The 17838-nt window shown below is 68.9% G+C and carries 11 protein-coding genes, 2 rRNA genes and 3 pseudogenes; 9 read left to right on the forward strand and 7 right to left on the reverse strand.

Translation table 11 applies throughout. From position 1 onward, the window contains the following. Positions 1-160: 160 nt before the first annotated feature. From B4U46_RS19035 to B4U46_RS19045, 3 genes are all read left to right on the forward strand, one after another. Positions 161-3278 (forward strand): 23S ribosomal RNA (locus B4U46_RS19035). A 74-nt stretch (positions 3279-3352) separates the two neighbouring features. Then, positions 3353-3469: ribosomal RNA gene (gene rrf, locus B4U46_RS19040) — 5S ribosomal RNA — on the forward strand. Between the two features lie 122 nt (positions 3470-3591). After that, a complete protein-coding gene (locus tag B4U46_RS19045; RefSeq protein WP_079428959.1) occupies positions 3592-4164 on the forward strand; it encodes a GNAT family N-acetyltransferase in 573 nt (190 codons plus the stop codon). A 5-nt stretch (positions 4165-4169) separates the two neighbouring features. Here B4U46_RS19045 and B4U46_RS19050 read toward each other — a convergent pair whose 3' ends face one another. From B4U46_RS19050 to B4U46_RS19080, 7 genes and pseudogenes are all read right to left on the reverse strand, one after another. Further along, positions 4170-6116 (reverse strand): type VI secretion protein, encoded by a 1947-nt coding sequence (locus tag B4U46_RS19050; protein ID WP_237292989.1) that lies wholly within the window; start codon positions 6114-6116, stop codon positions 4170-4172. A gap of 5 nt (positions 6117-6121) precedes the next feature. Beyond that, positions 6122-7540: an ATP-binding protein gene (locus B4U46_RS19055; protein ID WP_079428960.1), complete on the reverse strand. Its 1419-nt coding sequence runs from the start codon at positions 7538-7540 to the stop codon at positions 6122-6124. An 18-nt stretch (positions 7541-7558) separates the two neighbouring features. Next, positions 7559-9118, reverse strand: coding sequence for an SCO6880 family protein (locus B4U46_RS19060; protein WP_079428961.1), 1560 nt, complete (start codon positions 9116-9118; stop codon positions 7559-7561). Beyond that, positions 9115-10455, reverse strand: a complete 1341-nt coding sequence (locus B4U46_RS19065) for a hypothetical protein (protein WP_185117213.1) — start codon at positions 10453-10455, stop codon at positions 9115-9117. Before B4U46_RS19065 ends, B4U46_RS19060 begins: the two co-directional genes overlap by 4 nt. Beyond that, positions 10445-10723 (reverse strand): hypothetical protein, encoded by a 279-nt coding sequence (locus tag B4U46_RS40345; protein ID WP_335755399.1) that lies wholly within the window; start codon positions 10721-10723, stop codon positions 10445-10447. The genes B4U46_RS19065 and B4U46_RS40345 overlap by 11 nt, the downstream gene beginning before the upstream one ends. Before the next feature lie 623 nt (positions 10724-11346). Next, on the reverse strand, positions 11347-11655 hold the full coding sequence (locus B4U46_RS19075) for a hypothetical protein (RefSeq protein WP_042818271.1): 309 nt from the start codon (positions 11653-11655) through the stop codon (positions 11347-11349). A gap of 378 nt (positions 11656-12033) precedes the next feature. Further along, positions 12034-12923, reverse strand: a pseudogene (locus tag B4U46_RS19080) (pentapeptide repeat-containing protein). Between B4U46_RS19080 and B4U46_RS19085 the strand changes: the two are divergent. The 6 genes and pseudogenes from B4U46_RS19085 to B4U46_RS19105 form a co-directional block, all read left to right on the forward strand. Next, the gene (locus B4U46_RS19085; RefSeq protein WP_079428962.1) at positions 12922-13530 is read left to right on the forward strand and encodes a LysE family transporter; all 609 of its coding nucleotides are present in this window, start codon (positions 12922-12924) and stop codon (positions 13528-13530) included. The pseudogene B4U46_RS19080 and the gene B4U46_RS19085 overlap by 2 nt on opposite strands. 55 nt (positions 13531-13585) lie before the next feature. After that, positions 13586-13888 carry an acyl-CoA thioesterase domain-containing protein gene (locus B4U46_RS39115; protein WP_237292992.1) on the forward strand — a complete coding sequence of 101 codons (303 nt, stop codon included), beginning with the start codon at positions 13586-13588 and terminating at the stop codon, positions 13886-13888. A gap of 136 nt (positions 13889-14024) precedes the next feature. Further along, on the forward strand, positions 14025-14369 hold the full coding sequence (locus tag B4U46_RS40350) for a hypothetical protein (protein WP_335755400.1): 345 nt from the start codon (positions 14025-14027) through the stop codon (positions 14367-14369). A gap of 397 nt (positions 14370-14766) precedes the next feature. Next, complete coding sequence (locus B4U46_RS19095) at positions 14767-15966, forward strand: serine/threonine-protein kinase (protein WP_237292995.1); 1200 nt, start codon at positions 14767-14769, stop codon at positions 15964-15966. Between the two features lie 240 nt (positions 15967-16206). After that, positions 16207-17217: pseudogene (locus B4U46_RS19100) on the forward strand (NlpC/P60 family protein). A gap of 217 nt (positions 17218-17434) precedes the next feature. Beyond that, a pseudogene (locus B4U46_RS19105) lies at positions 17435-17838 on the forward strand (hypothetical protein); the annotation flags it as partial.

Consider the following 17838-nt stretch of genomic DNA (forward strand, 5'->3'; position numbering starts at 1 on the left):
GAGTCACTGAAAGAGATCGTGCTTGGCACGTTGTTGGGTCCTGAAGGCACGGCCGATTTGGTCAGTCTTCAGTGCCGGCCCCGGTAAAGCTCTGTTTCGGCAGGGTGTGACGGGTGGCTGGTCGTTATTTGAGAACTACACAGTGGACGCGAGCATCTGTGGCCAAGTTTTTAAGGGCGCACGGTGGATGCCTTGGCACCAGGAACCGATGAAGGACGTGAGAGGCCGCGATAGGCCCCGGGGAGCTGCCAACTGAGCTTTGATCCGGGGGTGTCCGAATGGGGAAACCCGGCAGTCGTCATGGGCTGTCACCCATGCCTGAACACATAGGGCATGTGGAGGGAACGAGGGGAAGTGAAACATCTCAGTACCCTCAGGAAGAGAAAACAACCGTGATTCCGGGAGTAGTGGCGAGCGAAACCGGATGAGGCCAAACCGTATGCGTGTGATACCCGGCAGGGGTTGCGCATGCGGGGTTGTGGGAATGAGCTTTCACAGTCTGCCGGCTGTGAGGCGAGTCAGAAACCGTATGGATAGGCGAAGGACATGCGAAAGGTCCGGCGTAGAGGGTAAGACCCCCGTAGCTGAAATCTGTACGGCTTGCTTGCTCATCTCCCAAGTAGCACGGGGCCCGAGAAATCCCGTGTGAATCTGGCGGGACCACCCGCTAAGCCTAAATATTCCCTGGTGACCGATAGCGGATAGTACCGTGAGGGAATGGTGAAAAGTACCGCGGGAGCGGAGTGAAATAGTACCTGAAACCGTGTGCCTACAAGCCGTGGGAGCGTCGGACGTACTTGTACGTCTCGTGACTGCGTGCCTTTTGAAGAATGAGCCTGCGAGTTAGCGGTGTGTAGCGAGGTTAACCCGTGTGGGGAAGCCGTAGCGAAAGCGAGTCCGAATAGGGCGATTGAGTTGCACGCTCTAGACCCGAAGCGGAGTGATCTAGCCATGGGCAGGTTGAAGCGGAGGTAAGACTTCGTGGAGGACCGAACCCACCAGGGTTGAAAACCTGGGGGATGACCTGTGGTTAGGGGTGAAAGGCCAATCAAACTCCGTGATAGCTGGTTCTCCCCGAAATGCATTTAGGTGCAGCGTCGTGTGTTTCTTGCCGGAGGTAGAGCACTGGATAGGCGATGGGCCCTACCGGGTTACTGACCTTAGCCAAACTCCGAATGCCGGTAAGTGAGAGCACGGCAGTGAGACTGTGGGGGATAAGCTCCATGGTCGAGAGGGAAACAGCCCAGAGCATCGACTAAGGCCCCTAAGCGTACGCTAAGTGGGAAAGGATGTGGAGTCGCAGAGACAACCAGGAGGTTGGCTTAGAAGCAGCCACCCTTGAAAGAGTGCGTAATAGCTCACTGGTCAAGTGATTCCGCGCCGACAATGTAGCGGGGCTCAAGCGTACCGCCGAAGTCGTGTCATTGCAGCAATAGGGCCAACGCCTGCTGTGATGGGTAGGGGAGCGTCGTGTGCCGGGTGAAGCAGCAGCGGAAGCTAGTTGTGGACGGTTCACGAGTGAGAATGCAGGCATGAGTAGCGATACACACGTGAGAAACGTGTGCGCCGATTGACTAAGGGTTCCTGGGTCAAGCTGATCTGCCCAGGGTAAGTCGGGACCTAAGGCGAGGCCGACAGGCGTAGTCGATGGACAACCGGTTGATATTCCGGTACCCGCTTTGAAACGCCCAATATCGAATCCTCTGATGCTAAGGCCGTGAAGCCGTTCCGGACCCTTCGGGGAAAGGAAAGTGGTGGAGCCGCCGGCCCAAGGTGGTAGTAGGTAAGCGATGGGGTGACGCAGGAAGGTAGTCCAGCCCGGGCGGTGGTTGTCCCGGGGTAAGGGTGTAGGCCGAGGGGTAGGCAAATCCGTCCCTCATATAAGGCTGAGACCTGATGCCGAGCCGATTGTGGTGAAGTGGATGATCCTATGCTGTCGAGAAAAGCCTCTAGCGAGTTTCATGGCGGCCCGTACCCTAAACCGACTCAGGTGGTCAGGTAGAGAATACCGAGGCGTTCGGGTGAACTATGGTTAAGGAACTCGGCAAAATGCCCCCGTAACTTCGGGAGAAGGGGGGCCATTCCTGGTGATGAGACTTGCTCTCTGAGCTGGGGGTGGCCGCAGAGACCAGCGAGAAGCGACTGTTTACTAAAAACACAGGTCCGTGCGAAGCCGTAAGGCGATGTATACGGACTGACGCCTGCCCGGTGCTGGAACGTTAAGGGGACCGGTTAGTGACCTTTCGGGGTTGCGAAGCTGAGAACTTAAGCGCCAGTAAACGGCGGTGGTAACTATAACCATCCTAAGGTAGCGAAATTCCTTGTCGGGTAAGTTCCGACCTGCACGAATGGCGTAACGACTTCTCGACTGTCTCAACCATAGGCCCGGTGAAATTGCACTACGAGTAAAGATGCTCGTTTCGCGCAGCAGGACGGAAAGACCCCGGGACCTTTACTACAGTTTGATATTGGTGTTCGGTTCGGCTTGTGTAGGATAGGTGGGAGACTTTGAAGCAGCCACGCCAGTGGTTGTGGAGTCGCCGTTGAAATACCACTCTGGTCGTGCTGGATGTCTAACCTCGGTCCGTGATCCGGATCAGGGACAGTGTCTGATGGGTAGTTTAACTGGGGCGGTTGCCTCCCAAAGGGTAACGGAGGCGCCCAAAGGTTCCCTCAGCCTGGTTGGCAATCAGGTGTTGAGTGTAAGTGCACAAGGGAGCTTGACTGTGAGACCGACGGGTCGAGCAGGGACGAAAGTCGGGACTAGTGATCCGGCGGTGGCTTGTGGAAGCGCCGTCGCTCAACGGATAAAAGGTACCCCGGGGATAACAGGCTGATCTTCCCCAAGAGTCCATATCGACGGGATGGTTTGGCACCTCGATGTCGGCTCGTCGCATCCTGGGGCTGGAGTCGGTCCCAAGGGTTGGGCTGTTCGCCCATTAAAGCGGTACGCGAGCTGGGTTTAGAACGTCGTGAGACAGTTCGGTCCCTATCCGCTGTGCGCGTAGGAATATTGAGAAGGGCTGTCCCTAGTACGAGAGGACCGGGACGGACGAACCTCTGGTGTGCCAGTTGTCCTGCCAAGGGCATGGCTGGTTGGCTACGTTCGGGAGGGATAACCGCTGAAAGCATCTAAGCGGGAAGCCTGCTTCAAGATGAGTATTCCCACCTCCTTGAGAGGGTAAGGCTCCCAGTAGACGACTGGGTTGATAGGCCAGATGTGGAAGCCCGGTAACGGGTGGAGCTGACTGGTACTAATAGGCCGAGGGCTTGTCCTCAGTTGCTCGCGTCCACTGTGTTAGTTCTGAAGTAACGAACTCGCCTTGCCGGCTTGAGTTCAACTTCATAGTGTTTCGGTGGTCATAGCGTTAGGGAAACGCCCGGTTACATTCCGAACCCGGAAGCTAAGCCTTTCAGCGCCGATGGTACTGCAGGGGGGACCCTGTGGGAGAGTAGGACGCCGCCGAACAATCATTGTGGGAAAGCCCCGCACCAGTCATGGTGCGGGGCTTTTCTGCGTTTACGGCCAGAAGGCCGGTCGGGTCGGGATATTGCGTTGACCTGTTGTGAGCGGCGCGTTTGGATGCGTGCATGGAGCAGCAGAAGAAGCAGCAGCAGCACGTGATCCGGGCCGTGCGGGCCGACGAGTGGCAGAAGGTCAAGGACCTGAGGCTGGACGCGCTGCGTGATCCCGCCGCGTCGCTGGCCTTCCTCGAGACCTTCGAGCAGGCCGCCGCCAAGCCCGACGAGCACTGGCAGGACCGGGCGGCCGGGGCGGCGGAGGGCGTCCACGTCGGGCAGTTCATCGCCGAGGCGCCCGACGGGCAGTGGGACGGGTCCGTGTCCGTGTTCATCGAGGCTGCGGGGACCAGCGACTTCCTCGGCCAGGCCGTCGACGTCGACCAGGCGCATGTCGTCGGCGTGTTCGTACGGCCCGAGCAGCGGGGCAGCGGGCTGACCGACGCACTGTTCGAGGCGGCGCTGGAGTGGGTGTGGGCGCGGGAAGAGCCCGTGCTGGGGCATGTGCGGCTCTTCGTGCACGAGAAGAACGAGCGGGCCGCCGGGTTCTACCGGCGGTTCGGGTTCCGGCCGAGCGGGCTGGTGATCCCGAAGCCGGACGACCCGTCCGCCAAGGAGCACGAATACCTGTTCACGCGCCCCTGATGTCCTTAGGCGACGGGCCACTCCGGCCAGCGGGCGCGGGCCTGTTCGCGGCTGCGGCACAGGGCCAGGAGGGGGAGCTTCTCGTCCATGAGGAGGTCGGGGAGCTGGGGGACGGGGGCGACGGCCGCCACGTCCTCCAGGACCAGCGTCATTGGTGGGTCGAGCCGACCGTCGGATGACCGTGCGGCCATGCGGCGGCCGTGCTCGACCACGTGCGAGGCGAGTGCGGTGAGCAGGGGCATCACACCCGGCCGGGTGCGCGGGTCCTCCAGGGGCTCACCCACTACGTAGAGGGTGCCCCCTTCGGCTGCGAACGATGCCAGGGTGAGGGCGTCCGTTCGGTTCGGGTTGCAGGCCTCGCGGATGTGGACCGAGGTCAGGCAGGACAGGGCGCGGGCCGTCAGGTACTGGGCCTGCTCCCGGCGTTCGGGGTGGGCGATGAGGGCGCTTTCGAGTTCGCCGGCCGCGCCCGGGGCGGCCTGGGGGTGGGTGCGCAGGACGCGGACCGGTTCCTGGGAGCCGTTGCCCTGGGCCCACCGGGCCAGCTGTTTGAACGGGAGGCCCTCGAGGGCGGCTGCCTGGAGCCAGCTGCGGACGAGGGTTTCGGCGGTGTCCGCGACGGCCGCGTCGAGGCGGGCCTGGGGGCGTACGGGGGCCAGCAGGGCGATCGCCCGGGCGGCGGCGGTCTCGCGGTCGGCGCAGCCGTCGGCGGGGTTCCAGTGCAGGCGGGCCGGGGTGTCGCACAGGTGTGAGGGGTCGTAGAGGAGGACCGGGCCGAGCTTGGCGCGGGCGTCCTTGGTGTCCTGCCAGAGGGCGGGGGAGGACGTGACCACCAGGACGGCGCCTTCGGCGGCGGAGACGGCCTGGGCGGCGAGGCGGTGGCGGCCGGCCGGGGGTGCGTAGGCGACGCGGGGGGCCGGTGGCGGTGCCGTGGGGCGGGCGGCCGGTGCGTAGCCGAAGCCGTAGCGGTAGGCCTCCTGGGCGGGGGCCGCCGCCGCCGGAGCGGTACGGGCCCGGAGATGCGCGGGGGCCGGTGCGGAGACGGGGGCGTGCGCGGCGGCGGATACCGGGGTGGGTGCCGGCTGGGCCGGCGCGGGGAGTACGGCCGGGGGCGGGGCCTCGTTCCCGTCGTGGTGGCGGGGTGCGTGCGGGGACGGGGCGGGGTGGGTGCCGGGGTCTGCGGGCGTGGCAGAGGGGGCCGGGTTCGGGCCCGGGGCCCTGGTACGGGCGGCGGTGGGGGCCGGCACCGGAGCCGGGTGCGGTGCTTGGTGCGTGCCCTGGCCGGAGGTGGGGTCCCAGGCCGGGGCCGGGCCGTCGGTCGTGCCGGGGGTGGAAGGGCCGGGGTGCGGGCGGGAGGCCGTGCTGGACGGCGAGTCCGTGCGCGGGCCCGGTGCCGGGTGCGAGGCGGGAACGCGTGCCGGGCGGGAGGTCGGATCCGGGCCGTCGTGCGGGGGCGCCGTGGCCGGGGCGCGGCCTGTGGCGGGCGCCGGGTGGGCGCCCGCGTCCGAGGCCTGGGCGGCACCGGGAGCGGAGAGCGAGTCCGTTGCGGGTGCCGGGGCGGCCGGTGCGGGGGTTTGTGCCTTGGCGCGGGCGCGGCGGGCCTTCGTCCGGGTGAACACGCCCAGGGTGAAGATCGTCAGGACCAGCAGGACCAGGAGCTGGCTGATGAACAGGCCCCAGAACAGGCCCCAGCCGGAGAGTGCCGCCGGGTCGGTGTCGGGCCAGGCGGCCGGGATGTCGTGCGGTTGCGCTATCAGGGCGCGGACCGCGCCCGGGGTGCGGGTGAAGGTGACCGTGGACGGCCAGGCGCCCTTGGCGAAGAGGGCCGCCAGGCCGGTGGCCGACCAGACCAGGACGGCGAGGCCGAGGAGGAAGGCCAGGAGGCCGACCAGTGCTCCGTCGGGGATGCCGCCGCCGCGCGGGCGCGGCTCCCTACCTCTGGCGTCGTGCATGTCGGTCAGGCCACCGTGGTCGCGGATCCGGGGCCGCCGCCCCGCTGGCGTTCGATGTACAGGGCGCGTTCCTCCGCTTCGAGTTCCGCGGCCAGCAGGTCCTCGGGGAGCTGCTGGGGCGCGGAGGACTCCGTCATCGCGCGGTCGGTGTAGACGAGGGGGCGTTCGGTCTCGGTGATCAGGTGTTTGACGACCTGCACGTTGCCGTTGACGTCCCAGACGGCGATGCCGGGGGTGAGGGTCGGGATGATCTCCACCGCCCAGCGTGGCAGGCCGAGGACGCGGCCCGTGGCGCGGGCCTCGTCGGCCTTCTGGGCGTAGATGGTGCGGGTCGAGGCCATCTTGAGGATGGCCGCGGCCTCGCGGGCGGCGGCTCCGTCGACGACGTCGGAGAGGTGGTGGACGACGGCGACGAAGGACAGGCCGAGTCGGCGGCCGAACTTCAGCAGGCGCTGGAAGAGCTGGGCCACGAACGGGCTGTTGATGATGTGCCAGGCCTCTTCGACCAGGAAGATCCGTTTTTTCCGGTCGGGGCGGATCCAGGTGTGTTCCAGCCACACGCCGACGATCGCCATGAGGATGGGCATGGCGATGGAGTTGCGGTCGATGTGGGAGAGGTCGAAGACGATCAGGGGGGCGTCGAGGTCGATGCCGACCGTCGTGGGGCCGTCGAACATGCCGCGCAGGTCGCCGTCCACGAGGCGGTCGAGGACGAGCGCGACGTCGAGGCCCCAGGCCCGTACGTCGTCTATGTCGACGTTCATGGCGAGGGCGGACTCGGGTTCGGGGTGGCGCAGCTGCTCGACGATGTCGGTGAGGACGGGCTGGCGGTCGCGGATGGTGTCGACGACGTAGGCGTGCGCGACCTTGAGGGCGAAGCCGGAGCGTTCGTCCAGGCCGTGGCCCATCGCCACCTCGATGATGGTGCGGAGCAGCGCGAGCTGGCCGGTCGTGGTGATCGCCGGGTCGAGGGGGTTGAGGCGGATCCCGTCGTCGTTGGCGGCGATGGGGTCCAGGCGGATGGGGGTTATCCCCAGGGCTTCCGCGATGAGGTTCCATTCGCCGACGCCGTCTTCGCCCTGGGCGTCGAGGACGACGACCTGGCGGTCGCGGAAGCGGAGCTGGCGCAGGACGTAGGTCTTCTCCAGGGCGGACTTGCCGTTGCCGGATTCGCCGAGGACGAGCCAGTGGGGGGCCGGGAGCTGCTGGCCGTAGAGCTGGAAGGGGTCGTAGATGTAGCCCTTGCCGCTGTATACCTCGCGGCCGATGATCACACCGGAGTCGCCGAGGCCGGGGGCGGCGGTGGGCAGGTAGACGGCCTGGGCCTGGCCGGTGGAGGTGCGGACGGGCAGGCGGGTGGTCTCGACCTTGCCGAAGAGGAAGCTGGTGAAGGCGTCCGTCAGCGCGGACATGGGATCTCGCATGGCGGCCATTCCTTCCAGCTAGCGTCGGATGCCGGTGGCGAACGGCAAGGTGTTGACGAAGGCGCGGTGGTGCTCGCGGTCGCACCACTCGAGTTTCAGGTAGGACTTGCCGGCGGAGGCGCGGATGGTGCGCTTGTCGCGGGCGAGGGCTTCGGGGGAACGGGAGGACACCGTGATGTACCCGACGAGGTTGACCCCGGCAGCGCCGCTGGCGAGATCTTCACCCCTCTGGTCGAGCCGGCCGTGGGCGGCGATGTCGCGGGGGTCGACCGTGCGGTTCATCTTGGCGGCGCGGGAGGCGTCGGCCTCGTCGTTGGTCTTCTCCGTCAGCATGCGCTCGATGGCGATCTCGGTGGGTTCGAGGTCCATGGTGACGGCGACGGTGCGGATGACGTCCGGGGTGTGGACGAGGAGGGGGGCCAGGAAGTTCACGCCGACGGGGGTCATCGGCCATTCCTTGATCCACGCGGTGGCGTGGCACCAGGGGGCGCGGGTGGAGGATTCGCGGGTCTTGGCCTGGAGGTAGGTGGGCTCCACGGCGTCGAGCTCGGCGGGCCAGGCGTTGCGCTTGGTCATGGCCTGGATGTGGTCGATCGGGTGGTCCGGATCGTACATGGAGTGCACGAGGGAGGACAGACGTCCCTGGCCGAGGGGCTGGCGGACGCGGATGTCGGCTTCGGCGAGGCGGGCGCAGATGTCGGTCAGCTCGCGGGCCATGACGATGGCGAGGCCGGCGTCGCGGTCGAGCTTGCGGCCCTTGGTGCTGCCGGCGCGGGCGATGGTGTTGGCCTCGGCGGCGAGCTCGCGGGTGTAGTGCATGCAGGCGACGAGGTAGGCGCGGTGCTGCTCCGAGGAGGTGGAGACCATCGACTGGAGCTGGTCGTAGGAGTCGCGCAGCCAGCCGGGGGCGGCGGCGTTGCCGCGCTGGGCGACGTCCTTGGCGTGGGCGTCGGGGTCGGCGGGGAGGGTGCGGGCGAGCATCTGGAGGCGGGTGACGAAGCCGTCGCCGTTGGCGACGTGCTTGAGGAGGGTGCCGAAGCGGTCGACGAGGGCTTCCTGGTCCTCGCTGTCGCGCAGGCCGACGCCGGGGCCTTCGATCTCGATGGCGGCGGTGACGGTTCTGCGGTCGGCGTGGAGGAGGACGGCGATCTCGTCGGGGCCGAAGGGGGCGGCGAGCCAGTTGATGCGGCCGATGCCGGGGGGCGGGCCGACCTCGACCTCGCGGCCGTCGGCGGCGCGGGTGCCGGCTTCCATGGCGGCTGAGCGGTAGGTGGTGCCGCGGCGCAGGGTGCGCTTGTAGCTGCGGTTGATCTCGAACCACCGGTAGAAGGTGCGGCCCTTGTAGGGGACGTACACGGCGGCGAGGGCGAGCAGCGGGAAGCCGGCGAGGGCGACGATGCGCAGGGTGAGGTCGGGGACGAGCAGTCCGCTCATCATGCCGAGGAACGCGCCGACGATGATCAGGGCGATCTCGCCGGTTTCGCGGTTCTTGCCGACGATCGCGTTCGGCCGGGCCCGGCCGATGAGATACGTGCGGCGGGGCGCGACCGGGTGGAGCTGGTGGGACTGGGTCGTCAACGCCCGTCACCTCCTGTGTTCCTCGTACTCGAGCCAGTGCGGGGCGGGGGTGCGGCGGGCGGGACGCTTCCGCTGCCGGTCCCGCTGCCGGAGCCGCGGCTGCTGTGGGCGGCCATGCCTCCGGAGATCTGGTTGGCGTCGCCGCCGGTGGGGCCGTTGCCGCCGCCGGCGCGGTGGGCGCCGCCGCGGCTGCTGTGGGTCTTGATGCCCTGGGAGACGAGGGAGGCCGGGGAGCTGATGACGGCGGCTGCCTGGGCTCCGTCGGTGGCCTGCTTGCGGTTGCTGCGGGCGGAGGCGATCTCGTCGCCGAAGCCGGGGACGAAGCGGTAGATCATGGCGGAGGCGAAGATCGCCAGGAGGATGATGGCGAGGCCGGAGACGACGGCGGAGAAGGCGCCCGGGCCCTTGTTGCCGGCGAGGGCGCCGGCGAGGCCGAGGACGATGACGATGACCGGCTTCACGAGGATGACGGCGATCATGATGCCGGCCCAGCGGCGGACGTGGCCCCACATGTTGCGGTCGACGAGTCCGGCGTAGACGACGGTGCCGAGGAGGGCGCCGACGTAGAGGAGGGCGGCGCGGATGACGAGCTCGAGCCAGAGGACGCCGGCGGCGAGGACGGTGACGAGGGCGACGACGATGAGCATGATCGGGCCGCCGCCGATGTCGTCGCCCTTCTTGAGGGCGTCGGTGAAGGAGCCGAAGAAGACGTCGCTCTGGCTGCCGGTGGCGGAGGCGATGACGTCGGTGACGCCGTCGGTGGCGGAGACGACGGTGTAGAGGATCAGGGGGGTGAAGGCGGAGGCGAGGACGGTCAGCCAGAGGAAGCCGATGGCCTCGGAGAGGGCGGTGGAGAGGGGGACGCCGCGGATGGCGCGCTTGGCGACGGCCAGGAGCCACAGGACGAGGGTGAGGACGGTGCTGGCGGCGAAGACGACGGCGTACTGCTGGAGGAAGGCGGGGTTGGTGAAGTCGACGTTGGCGGTGCCCTTGACGGCTTCGCTGAGCTTCCCGACGATCCAGGCGGCCGCGTCGGCGCAGCCGCGGGCGAGGGAGGCGAGGGGGTTGAGGGCGTCGGTGGGGTCGTTGGAGAGGCCTGCTTTGCCGCCGCTGCCGCCGGTGCCGCCGTCACCCTTCTCGCAGTAGTCCTTGGCCGAGCCGACGAGGAGCTTGCAGTCCTCGTTCGCCCGCGCCGTTGCCGTTGCCGAAGGGGAGGGGACGGCAGAGGGAGAGCCAGGCGGTGTGGGCGCGGCGTAGGAACGTGTCGCCAGTGCCACGACGGCCAGATGGGCGGACGCGATGACCCCGGCGGTGCGGAGCCGGAGGCTAGCGGGCATAGGTGAACCCTCCGAACTCCTTGGTTGCCTTGCTGATGTCGTCGGCTGACGATGCGGGTACGTCGCCGGGCACGGGGGCGGGTCCGTCCTGCTGGCTGTCGGCGGCGATCTTCCAGTCGTCGCCGGACCAGACCAGGTCGAAGACCCAGGTCTTCCAGGTGGTCCGGACGGGGTCGGTGGACTTCTCCCCGGACATGCCGATGAGGCCGGTGGCCCAGACCGAGATCCGGGCGGCGCCCGGGGCGTAGCTGTCGACCCGGGTGCCCACGGGGACGGTCCGGCTGATGAAGGTGTTGGCCTGGGCGGGTTGCCGTTCGGGTCGAGTCCGAGTTTGGCGAGGAACGCCGGTGAGTACGCGGCGTCCTGAGGGGCCTTGAGGCGCGCGGCGGCTTCGACGGTGTAGACACCGTCGGTGATCGCGTGCCGGGTGTCCTTTCTGAACATGCCGTCGGAACCCAGGGCCACCGCGTAGTTCGCGGCTGCGGACTGGGCGCCCTGTTCGTTGTGGGCGAAGCCCTTGGTGACCGGGGCCGTGCCCGTGGGGGCGGTGGCGTTGGTGGTGGGGGTTTGTTCGAGGTGGGGGTTGGGGGGTGTCCTGGGAGCGGTTCGCGAACGCGATGGCGGAGATGAGCAGGACCACGACACCGACCACCGTGATCAGGCCGCGTGAGGCGCGGGGGGTGCGGCGGGGGGTGCCGTAGGGGTCGGAGGGGGAGTCCGGGAGGCGGGTGCGGGTCTGGCCCGTTCCGCCGACGGCGCCCCCGCCGTACTGGTCGTCGTTGCTCATTGCCTGTCGTCCGCCCCTCCGCGTCGTACGACGGTAGCGCTCGTTTCCGCGCAGGCGCGGTGTGGTGATTCCTCATCAGGGTGCGGCCGGCCGCGGTGGTTCTGCTAGACGGCCATTCCGTAGACGATCGTGAAGAGGGTGCCGAGGGAGCCGATGATGAAGACTCCGGTGAGCCCGGCCACGATCAGGCCCTTGCCCTGTTCCGCGCTGAACGTGTCGCGCAGTGCGGTGGCGCCGATGCGCTGCTTGGCGGCGCCCCAGATGGCGATGCCGAGGCAGAGGAGGATCGCCACGGCCATGATGACCTCGATCATGACCTTCGCTTCGTTGCCGAGACTGCCGAACGGCCCCCAGTTCGGGGCGATTCCGCCGATGATGGTGGTGATGTCGCCCTTTTCGGCTGCCAGGATCATGTAACTCACCGCCCCTGTATGGGTAGTTCCGGTAGCCCGTGCCCGATGGCAGGGGTCACGCACTATCTTCGCTGATGAAACGTCGGCCGTCGTCGACTTGGCCGGTCTCTTTACCCGATGTCCCGGGTATCGGGCCGTGCGTGCGGGTGCATGGGGGTGCGGGCGCGCACGTGTGTGCGCGTGTGTGCGGTCGTACGCATGGCCTGACCTGGTCACTCTGTGTATCACGGGGGGTGACCTCGGGCAATGACTGGCGGCTCGGGGGTGGCGCGCCGTGGGTGTGGCACGGTCGTGGCGCCCGGGGGGCGTGCGGGTGCGTGCGGGGCGCACGGGGGCGGGGCGGGCGCCGGGCGCCGGGCGGGTGTCTGCCGGGCGGGGTCAGTTCCAGTGGGCGGGGCGGGTGAGGTGGCCGGGGATGCGGGTGGCGGCGTCGCCCTGGGCGGCGTTCAGCTGGGGCTGGGTGAGGAAGAGGGTGTCGCGGAGGTCGGCGCCGCGGAGGCTGGTGTCGCGGAGGTCGGCGCCGATCAGGTCGGCGCCGCGGAGGTCGGCGCGGGTGAGGTCGGCGGCGATCAGGTAGGCGCCGCGCAGGTTGGCGCCGCGGAGGTCGGCTCCGGCGAGGCGGGCGCCCATCAGGTCGGCGCCGCGGTGGTTCTTCTTGCGGCCCGGGGTCTTGGCGCGGGCCAGTTCGCTGGTCTTGAGGAGGAGGGTGTTGATCTCCTGGCGGAGGGCGGGGACGTCGAGGGCGGTGAGGGTGTCCGCGTCCGCCCGGGTGAGGGCTTCGGTCCTGGTGAGGAGCTCGCGCAGGGCGGGTGGAGCGGGGCGGCCGCCGGGATGCCGAGGGCGGCGGAGAGGTAGAAGAGGAGTTCGTGGAGCTGGCGCATGACCGGGAAGGCGTCGAACATCGCCTGCCGGGTCCCGGGGTGGGTGCGCCAGTCGCGGCCCTCGAAGGTGACCTGGGAGATCTGCTGGCCGGCGCCGAAGCAGTCGAAGACCGTGCAGCCCGGGAAGCCCTGGTCGCGCAGGCCGGTGTGGATGCCGCAGCGGAAGTCCTGGCGGAGGTTCTTGCAGGGGCTGCCGGCGGCCTTGTTCACGGCGAAGTCGGCGGACTTGGCGAAGGGCAGGGCGACGCAGCAGAGCGCGAAGCAGTTCGCGCAGTCGGCCTGGAGGAGGGGAGCGCGGGAAGGGCGGGGCGAGGAGAGCTGGACACCCGTCCATTGTCGCTTGAGAGGGTCTTGATCCGCGGACGGGGGAGGTGAGCATCCGTGCATGACAGAAGTGATCGCGGTTGCCGTCATTACGCTGCTGGCCGTCGTGAGTCCGGGGGCGGACTTCGCGATGGTCGTGCGCAACAGTTATCTGTACGGGAGGTCCACCGGGCTGTTCGCGGCCGCGGGGGTCGCGGCCGGGGTGCTGGTGCACGTCTCGTACACCATGCTCGGGGTGGGGCTGCTGATCGCCTCGTCGACGGCCCTGTTCACGGCGATCAAGCTGGCGGGGGCCGCGTACCTGGTGTGGATCGGGATCCGTACCTTCCGGGCGAGGGCCGAGCTCACCGTGGACCTGGAGTCGAAGCCGGAGCTGACGCGGCTGGGGGCGCTGAGGTCGGGGTTCTTGACCAATGTGCTCAATCCGAAGACGACGCTGTTCGTCGTTTCCACGTTCACGCAGGTGGTGGGTCCGGACACGGCGGCGTGGCGGCAGGCCGGGTACGGGCTGTTCATGTCGGGGGCGCACCTGGTGTGGTTCGGGGCGGTGGCGCTGTTCTTCTCCCACTCCGCGCTGCGCGATCGGATGCTCAGGGCGCAGAAGGCGCTGAACCGGGCGATCGGGTCGGTGCTGGTGGGGCTCGGGGTCGGGCTGGGCCTGGCTCGCTGAGGCGGGTGCGGTGAGGGGCTGGTGCCGGGGTTACCTGTGGGTAGCGTGCGGCGGCATGGGTGCTGAGGACGGGTTCTACGAACGGATCGGCGAGGGCCGCTTCCGGGCCACCGAAGCGACGCGCGGGCCGTGGGACCCGGGCGCGCAGCACGCGGGGCCGCCGGCCGCGCTGCTCGGGCGGGCGGTGGAGGAGCGGGCGGGGGCGCGCGGGGACATGCGGGTCGCGCGGATCACGTACGAGATCCTGCGGCCGGTGCCGATCGGGGAGCTGGCGGTGGCCACCTCGGTGCTGCGGCGGGGCGGGGCACGGAGCTGGTCGAGGCGGCGCTCACCCCGGCCGGGGCGGACGCGCCGGTGATGCTGGCGCGGGCGCTGCGGATCAGGGTGGCGGGGGAGCCGGTGCCCGCGGTGGCCAGGGGGCGCAGGTGCCGCCGCCGGGGGAGGCGGGGTGGCGCCGTTCTTCCCGTGCCGTGGGAGACGGGTACCACTCCTCGATGGAGGCCCGGTTCACGGAAGGGGCCTTCACCGAGCCGGGGCCGGGACCTGCTGGATGCGGATGCGCGTGCCGCTGGTCGCCGGGGAGGCGGTCCGGCCGCTGGACCGGTGCTGGTCGCCGCGGATTCGGGAACGGGATCGCGGCGGTGATGGACTTCGGGCGGTTCGTCTTCGTGAACGGGGACCTGACGGTCCATCTGCACCGGCATCCCGTGGGGGAGTGGGTGTGCGTCGAGGCGCGGACGAGCGTGGACGCGGGCGGCATCGGGCTGGCGGACGCCCGGCTGCACGACGAGAAGGGCCGATCGGGCGGGGGTGCAGAGCCTGTTCGTGCGGCGCGGTGAGCGCGCGGGCGGGTGAGGGGTGGTCCGGCAGGGGTCAACCCCCTTGGCTGCCTGGGAATCCGTATGGCAGCTCGTGCGGATGGAGCCGTTGAGAGACACGACCCCGCGTACATAGGCACGCACGCACTGCTGGCCCGGCTCGGGGCCGCGGATGGGGCAGTGTACCTAGGGCGGTCACCCGGCGGACGCCTGGTGGCCGTCAAGGTCGTGCGTGAGGAGATCACCGGGCACCCCGAGGCGCTGGCCCGTTTCGGCGGGAGGCGCAGACGGTACGGGCGGTCCGCTCGGCCTACACGGCGAACCTGATTGACGCCTCGTTGGAGTCGGCCCCGTTCTGGCTGGCCACCGAGTACGTTGCGGGACCCACGCTCGGCAACGCGATCGGCGCCCGGGGGCGTTGCCCCCCGCAGACCTGCCGACGGCTGGGCGCGGCACTGGCGAGGGTCTGGCGAGTGTGCACGCGTACGGGGTCACGCACCGGGACCTGAAGCCGCAGAACGTCATCCTGGGCGCGCAGGGACCCCAGCTGATCGACTTCGGCATCGCACGCGGGGTCGGCGCGACGGAGCTCACCCAGGACGGGCAGGCTCCCGGCACGCCCGGCTACACGGCTCCGGAGGTGCTGCTGAAGGGTGAGACGGGGGCGGCGGCCGATGTGTTCGCGCTCGGCGCGACGCTGGCGTACGCGCCACGGGGCGTCCGCCGTTCGGCACCGGGGTGGCGTCGACGGTGGTTACCGGCGGTGCACGAGCCGGTCGACGTGCTCGGGGTGGAGCCGGGGCTGGCGGCTCTGATCGAGGCCTGCGTGGCCAAGACCCCGCCGCGCGCCCGAGTCCGGCGGAGTGATCCGGCTGTGCGGGTGCGCGACGCGCTGGTGGACGACCCGGTGTACACGGCGCTGGGGGCGCTCGGGAACCGTGGCCGCTGCACGAGATGCGCACGCAGGGCCGGCTACCGTACGTCCGACCCAGGCCGGCTCAGCCGCCGCGGGCCCGTCCGCCGGCGAGCCGCCGCACGCTTGGCGGTCGCGCTGTGCCGTGACCGCAGCACTCGCGCTGGCGGCCTGCAGCTGCTTCCGCTCGACGGTGGCGGTGACGGGACGAGCAGGCGCGGGGTGGGGCAGGACGCCCTCGCAGAGCCCGCGGCTCCGGCAGGGCCGGCGGGGCCCCGCAGCCTTCGGCGTCCTCTGCGGCAGCGGCACGGCAACGCCGTTGCTTCCACGCGGAGCCAGGCCCCGGCACGTACATCGAGAAACAACAGATCTCGCACTACTTCTGGAAGCCGTCGGCTGATCCGGAGATGGCCGCCCATGGCGTTTGGGCAGTGCAACCAGCCCGCCGAGCAGAAGCCGCCGGCGCGGACTTCCAGACCACCGCCAAAGTCTCGGGGAACTCCACGACCATCGAGATGCGGATTCAAGTACGCGGAGATGAAGCCGACCAAGCCCGATCCGTATTACGTGTCGGTGGCTGTCAGGTCCCCGCACGATCTGGACTTGGAGACGGGCAAGCCCTTCAAAATGGACAACAAGAGCGTCGGGTTCACGAGCAAGCCGATCGACATTCTACGGCCAAGTGGCCCTCGGGCGAGTTCCTGAGCCTCAAGTATCCGGACGAACTTCGCGGATCACACACGCGGGCAAGACGTACCCCGCTGTGCCCGCCACCAACGACCCGGGAGACTGGACGCTGGTCTTCTATCACGTCGAGGATGACCCCACGAAGTACACGAGCATCGGCTGCTCGGGCTTCCGAGTGGGGTAGTAAGCCTGGACACGGGCGATTCGCACGTTAAGGCGACGGGGATGGGGGAGTGTTGACGGATGCGCAGATTCTGGATGGCGGGCGGAATCGGGATCGGTCTCTGTCTGGGCTTCCTCGTGCTCCTCGTGGTGGGCACCTACTCGGCCGCGGCCGGTCTCGCCGGTGGGGGCGGAGGCCGGCCCCTCGGACTGGTCAAGGGCGCGTGCCGGAGAAGTACCAGGCCTTGGTGCAGAAGTGGGGCACCCTCTGCCCGGCGCTGACCCCCGCGCTGCTCGCGGCCCAGCTGTACTCCGAGAGCGGCTGGGACCCGAAGGCCGTCAGTCCGGCCGACGCGCGGGGATCGCGCAGTTCATCCCCCTACGTGGGCGGGTCACGGCATCGACGGGGACGGTGACGGGGACCGGGACATCTGGGATCCCAACGACGCCATCCCCTCGGCGGCTTCGTACGACTGCGAGCTGGCCAAGGACGTGGCGGGCGTGCCGGGTGACGCCACGTCGAACATGTTCGCGGCCTACAACGCGGGTGCGTACGCGGTCATCAAGTACGACGGAGTGCCTCCCTACAAGGAGACGCAGGGGTACGTGAAGGACATCCGCTCCCTGGCGAAGACCTTCGAACGCCCCGTCGGGCGGGTGTCGCCCTCGCAGCAGGCCGCCGGGCGGTGTACTTCGCGCAGAAGCAGCTGGGGACGCCGTACTTGTGGGGTGGCGACGGGACGGCCGCGGACAACGGGCGGTTCGACTGTTCCGGGCTGACCAAGGCGGCGTACGAGTCCGTCGGGTCGAGCTGCCGCGCGTGGCCAACGACCAGTACAACGCCGGGTCGCACCCCTCGCGGAACGAACTGCTCCCCGGTGATCTGGTGTTCTTCTCCGACGATCTGACGAACTCTCGGGAGATCCGGCACGTCGGCTGTACGTGGGCGGCGGATACATGATCAACGCCCCGTACACCGGAGCCGTCATCCGGTTCGACAAGATCGACACCCCGGACTACTTCGGCGCGACCAGGGTGACGAAGGAGGGGCGGAGGCGCTTCCGGAGCGGTCGCCGGGCGCTCCGAAGCCCTCGTAGCTCTCCGTGAAGCACAGGCCCTGAGCTGCGACGATGGGTCACTCTTGGATAACGTTGACGTGATCATCCGGTGGAGAGTGGAACCATGCCCGTAGTACGGGCGTTCCATGGTCACGGGGATTGATCGACGGGGGGGGTTGAGAGGGCGCACGCCGCTGTGCGTCCCCACGGGACCTAGGCAAGCAAGGGGCCGCGTCACATGGCTGGACTCACGACCGGTGGGCCGAATGTGGATGTCAGCCTGCTGTACCGGATCAACAGCATCGCCCCGGAACGCCCCCGACTGGCTCGACCGGGGCGTCGCCCTCCTCGCCTCCTACGGCCTGCCGCTGGCCATGGTCCTGCTCGTGCTGTGGTGTTGGCGCGGAGCGCGCCGGCAGGACGAGGCGGCCGCCGCCGAGTCGTTCGCCGCGCTGGTGTGGGCCCCGCTGGCCGCCGCGCTCGCGCTCCTGGTGAACGTGCCGCTGCGCGGTTTCGTGGCGCGGCCGCGGCCGTTCGTCGCGCACGAGGGCCTCGAAGTGCTCGGCGGTGTGAACGTCGGGCCGGACGCCGGGTTCTCCTTCGTCAGCGACCACGCCACCCTCGCGATGGCGCTCGGCATCGGGGTGTTCCTCGCCAACCGCCGGCTCGG

It is taken from the genome of Streptomyces katrae (assembly GCF_002028425.1).
GTDB classification, from domain to species: Bacteria; Actinomycetota; Actinomycetes; order Streptomycetales; family Streptomycetaceae; genus Streptomyces; species Streptomyces katrae_A.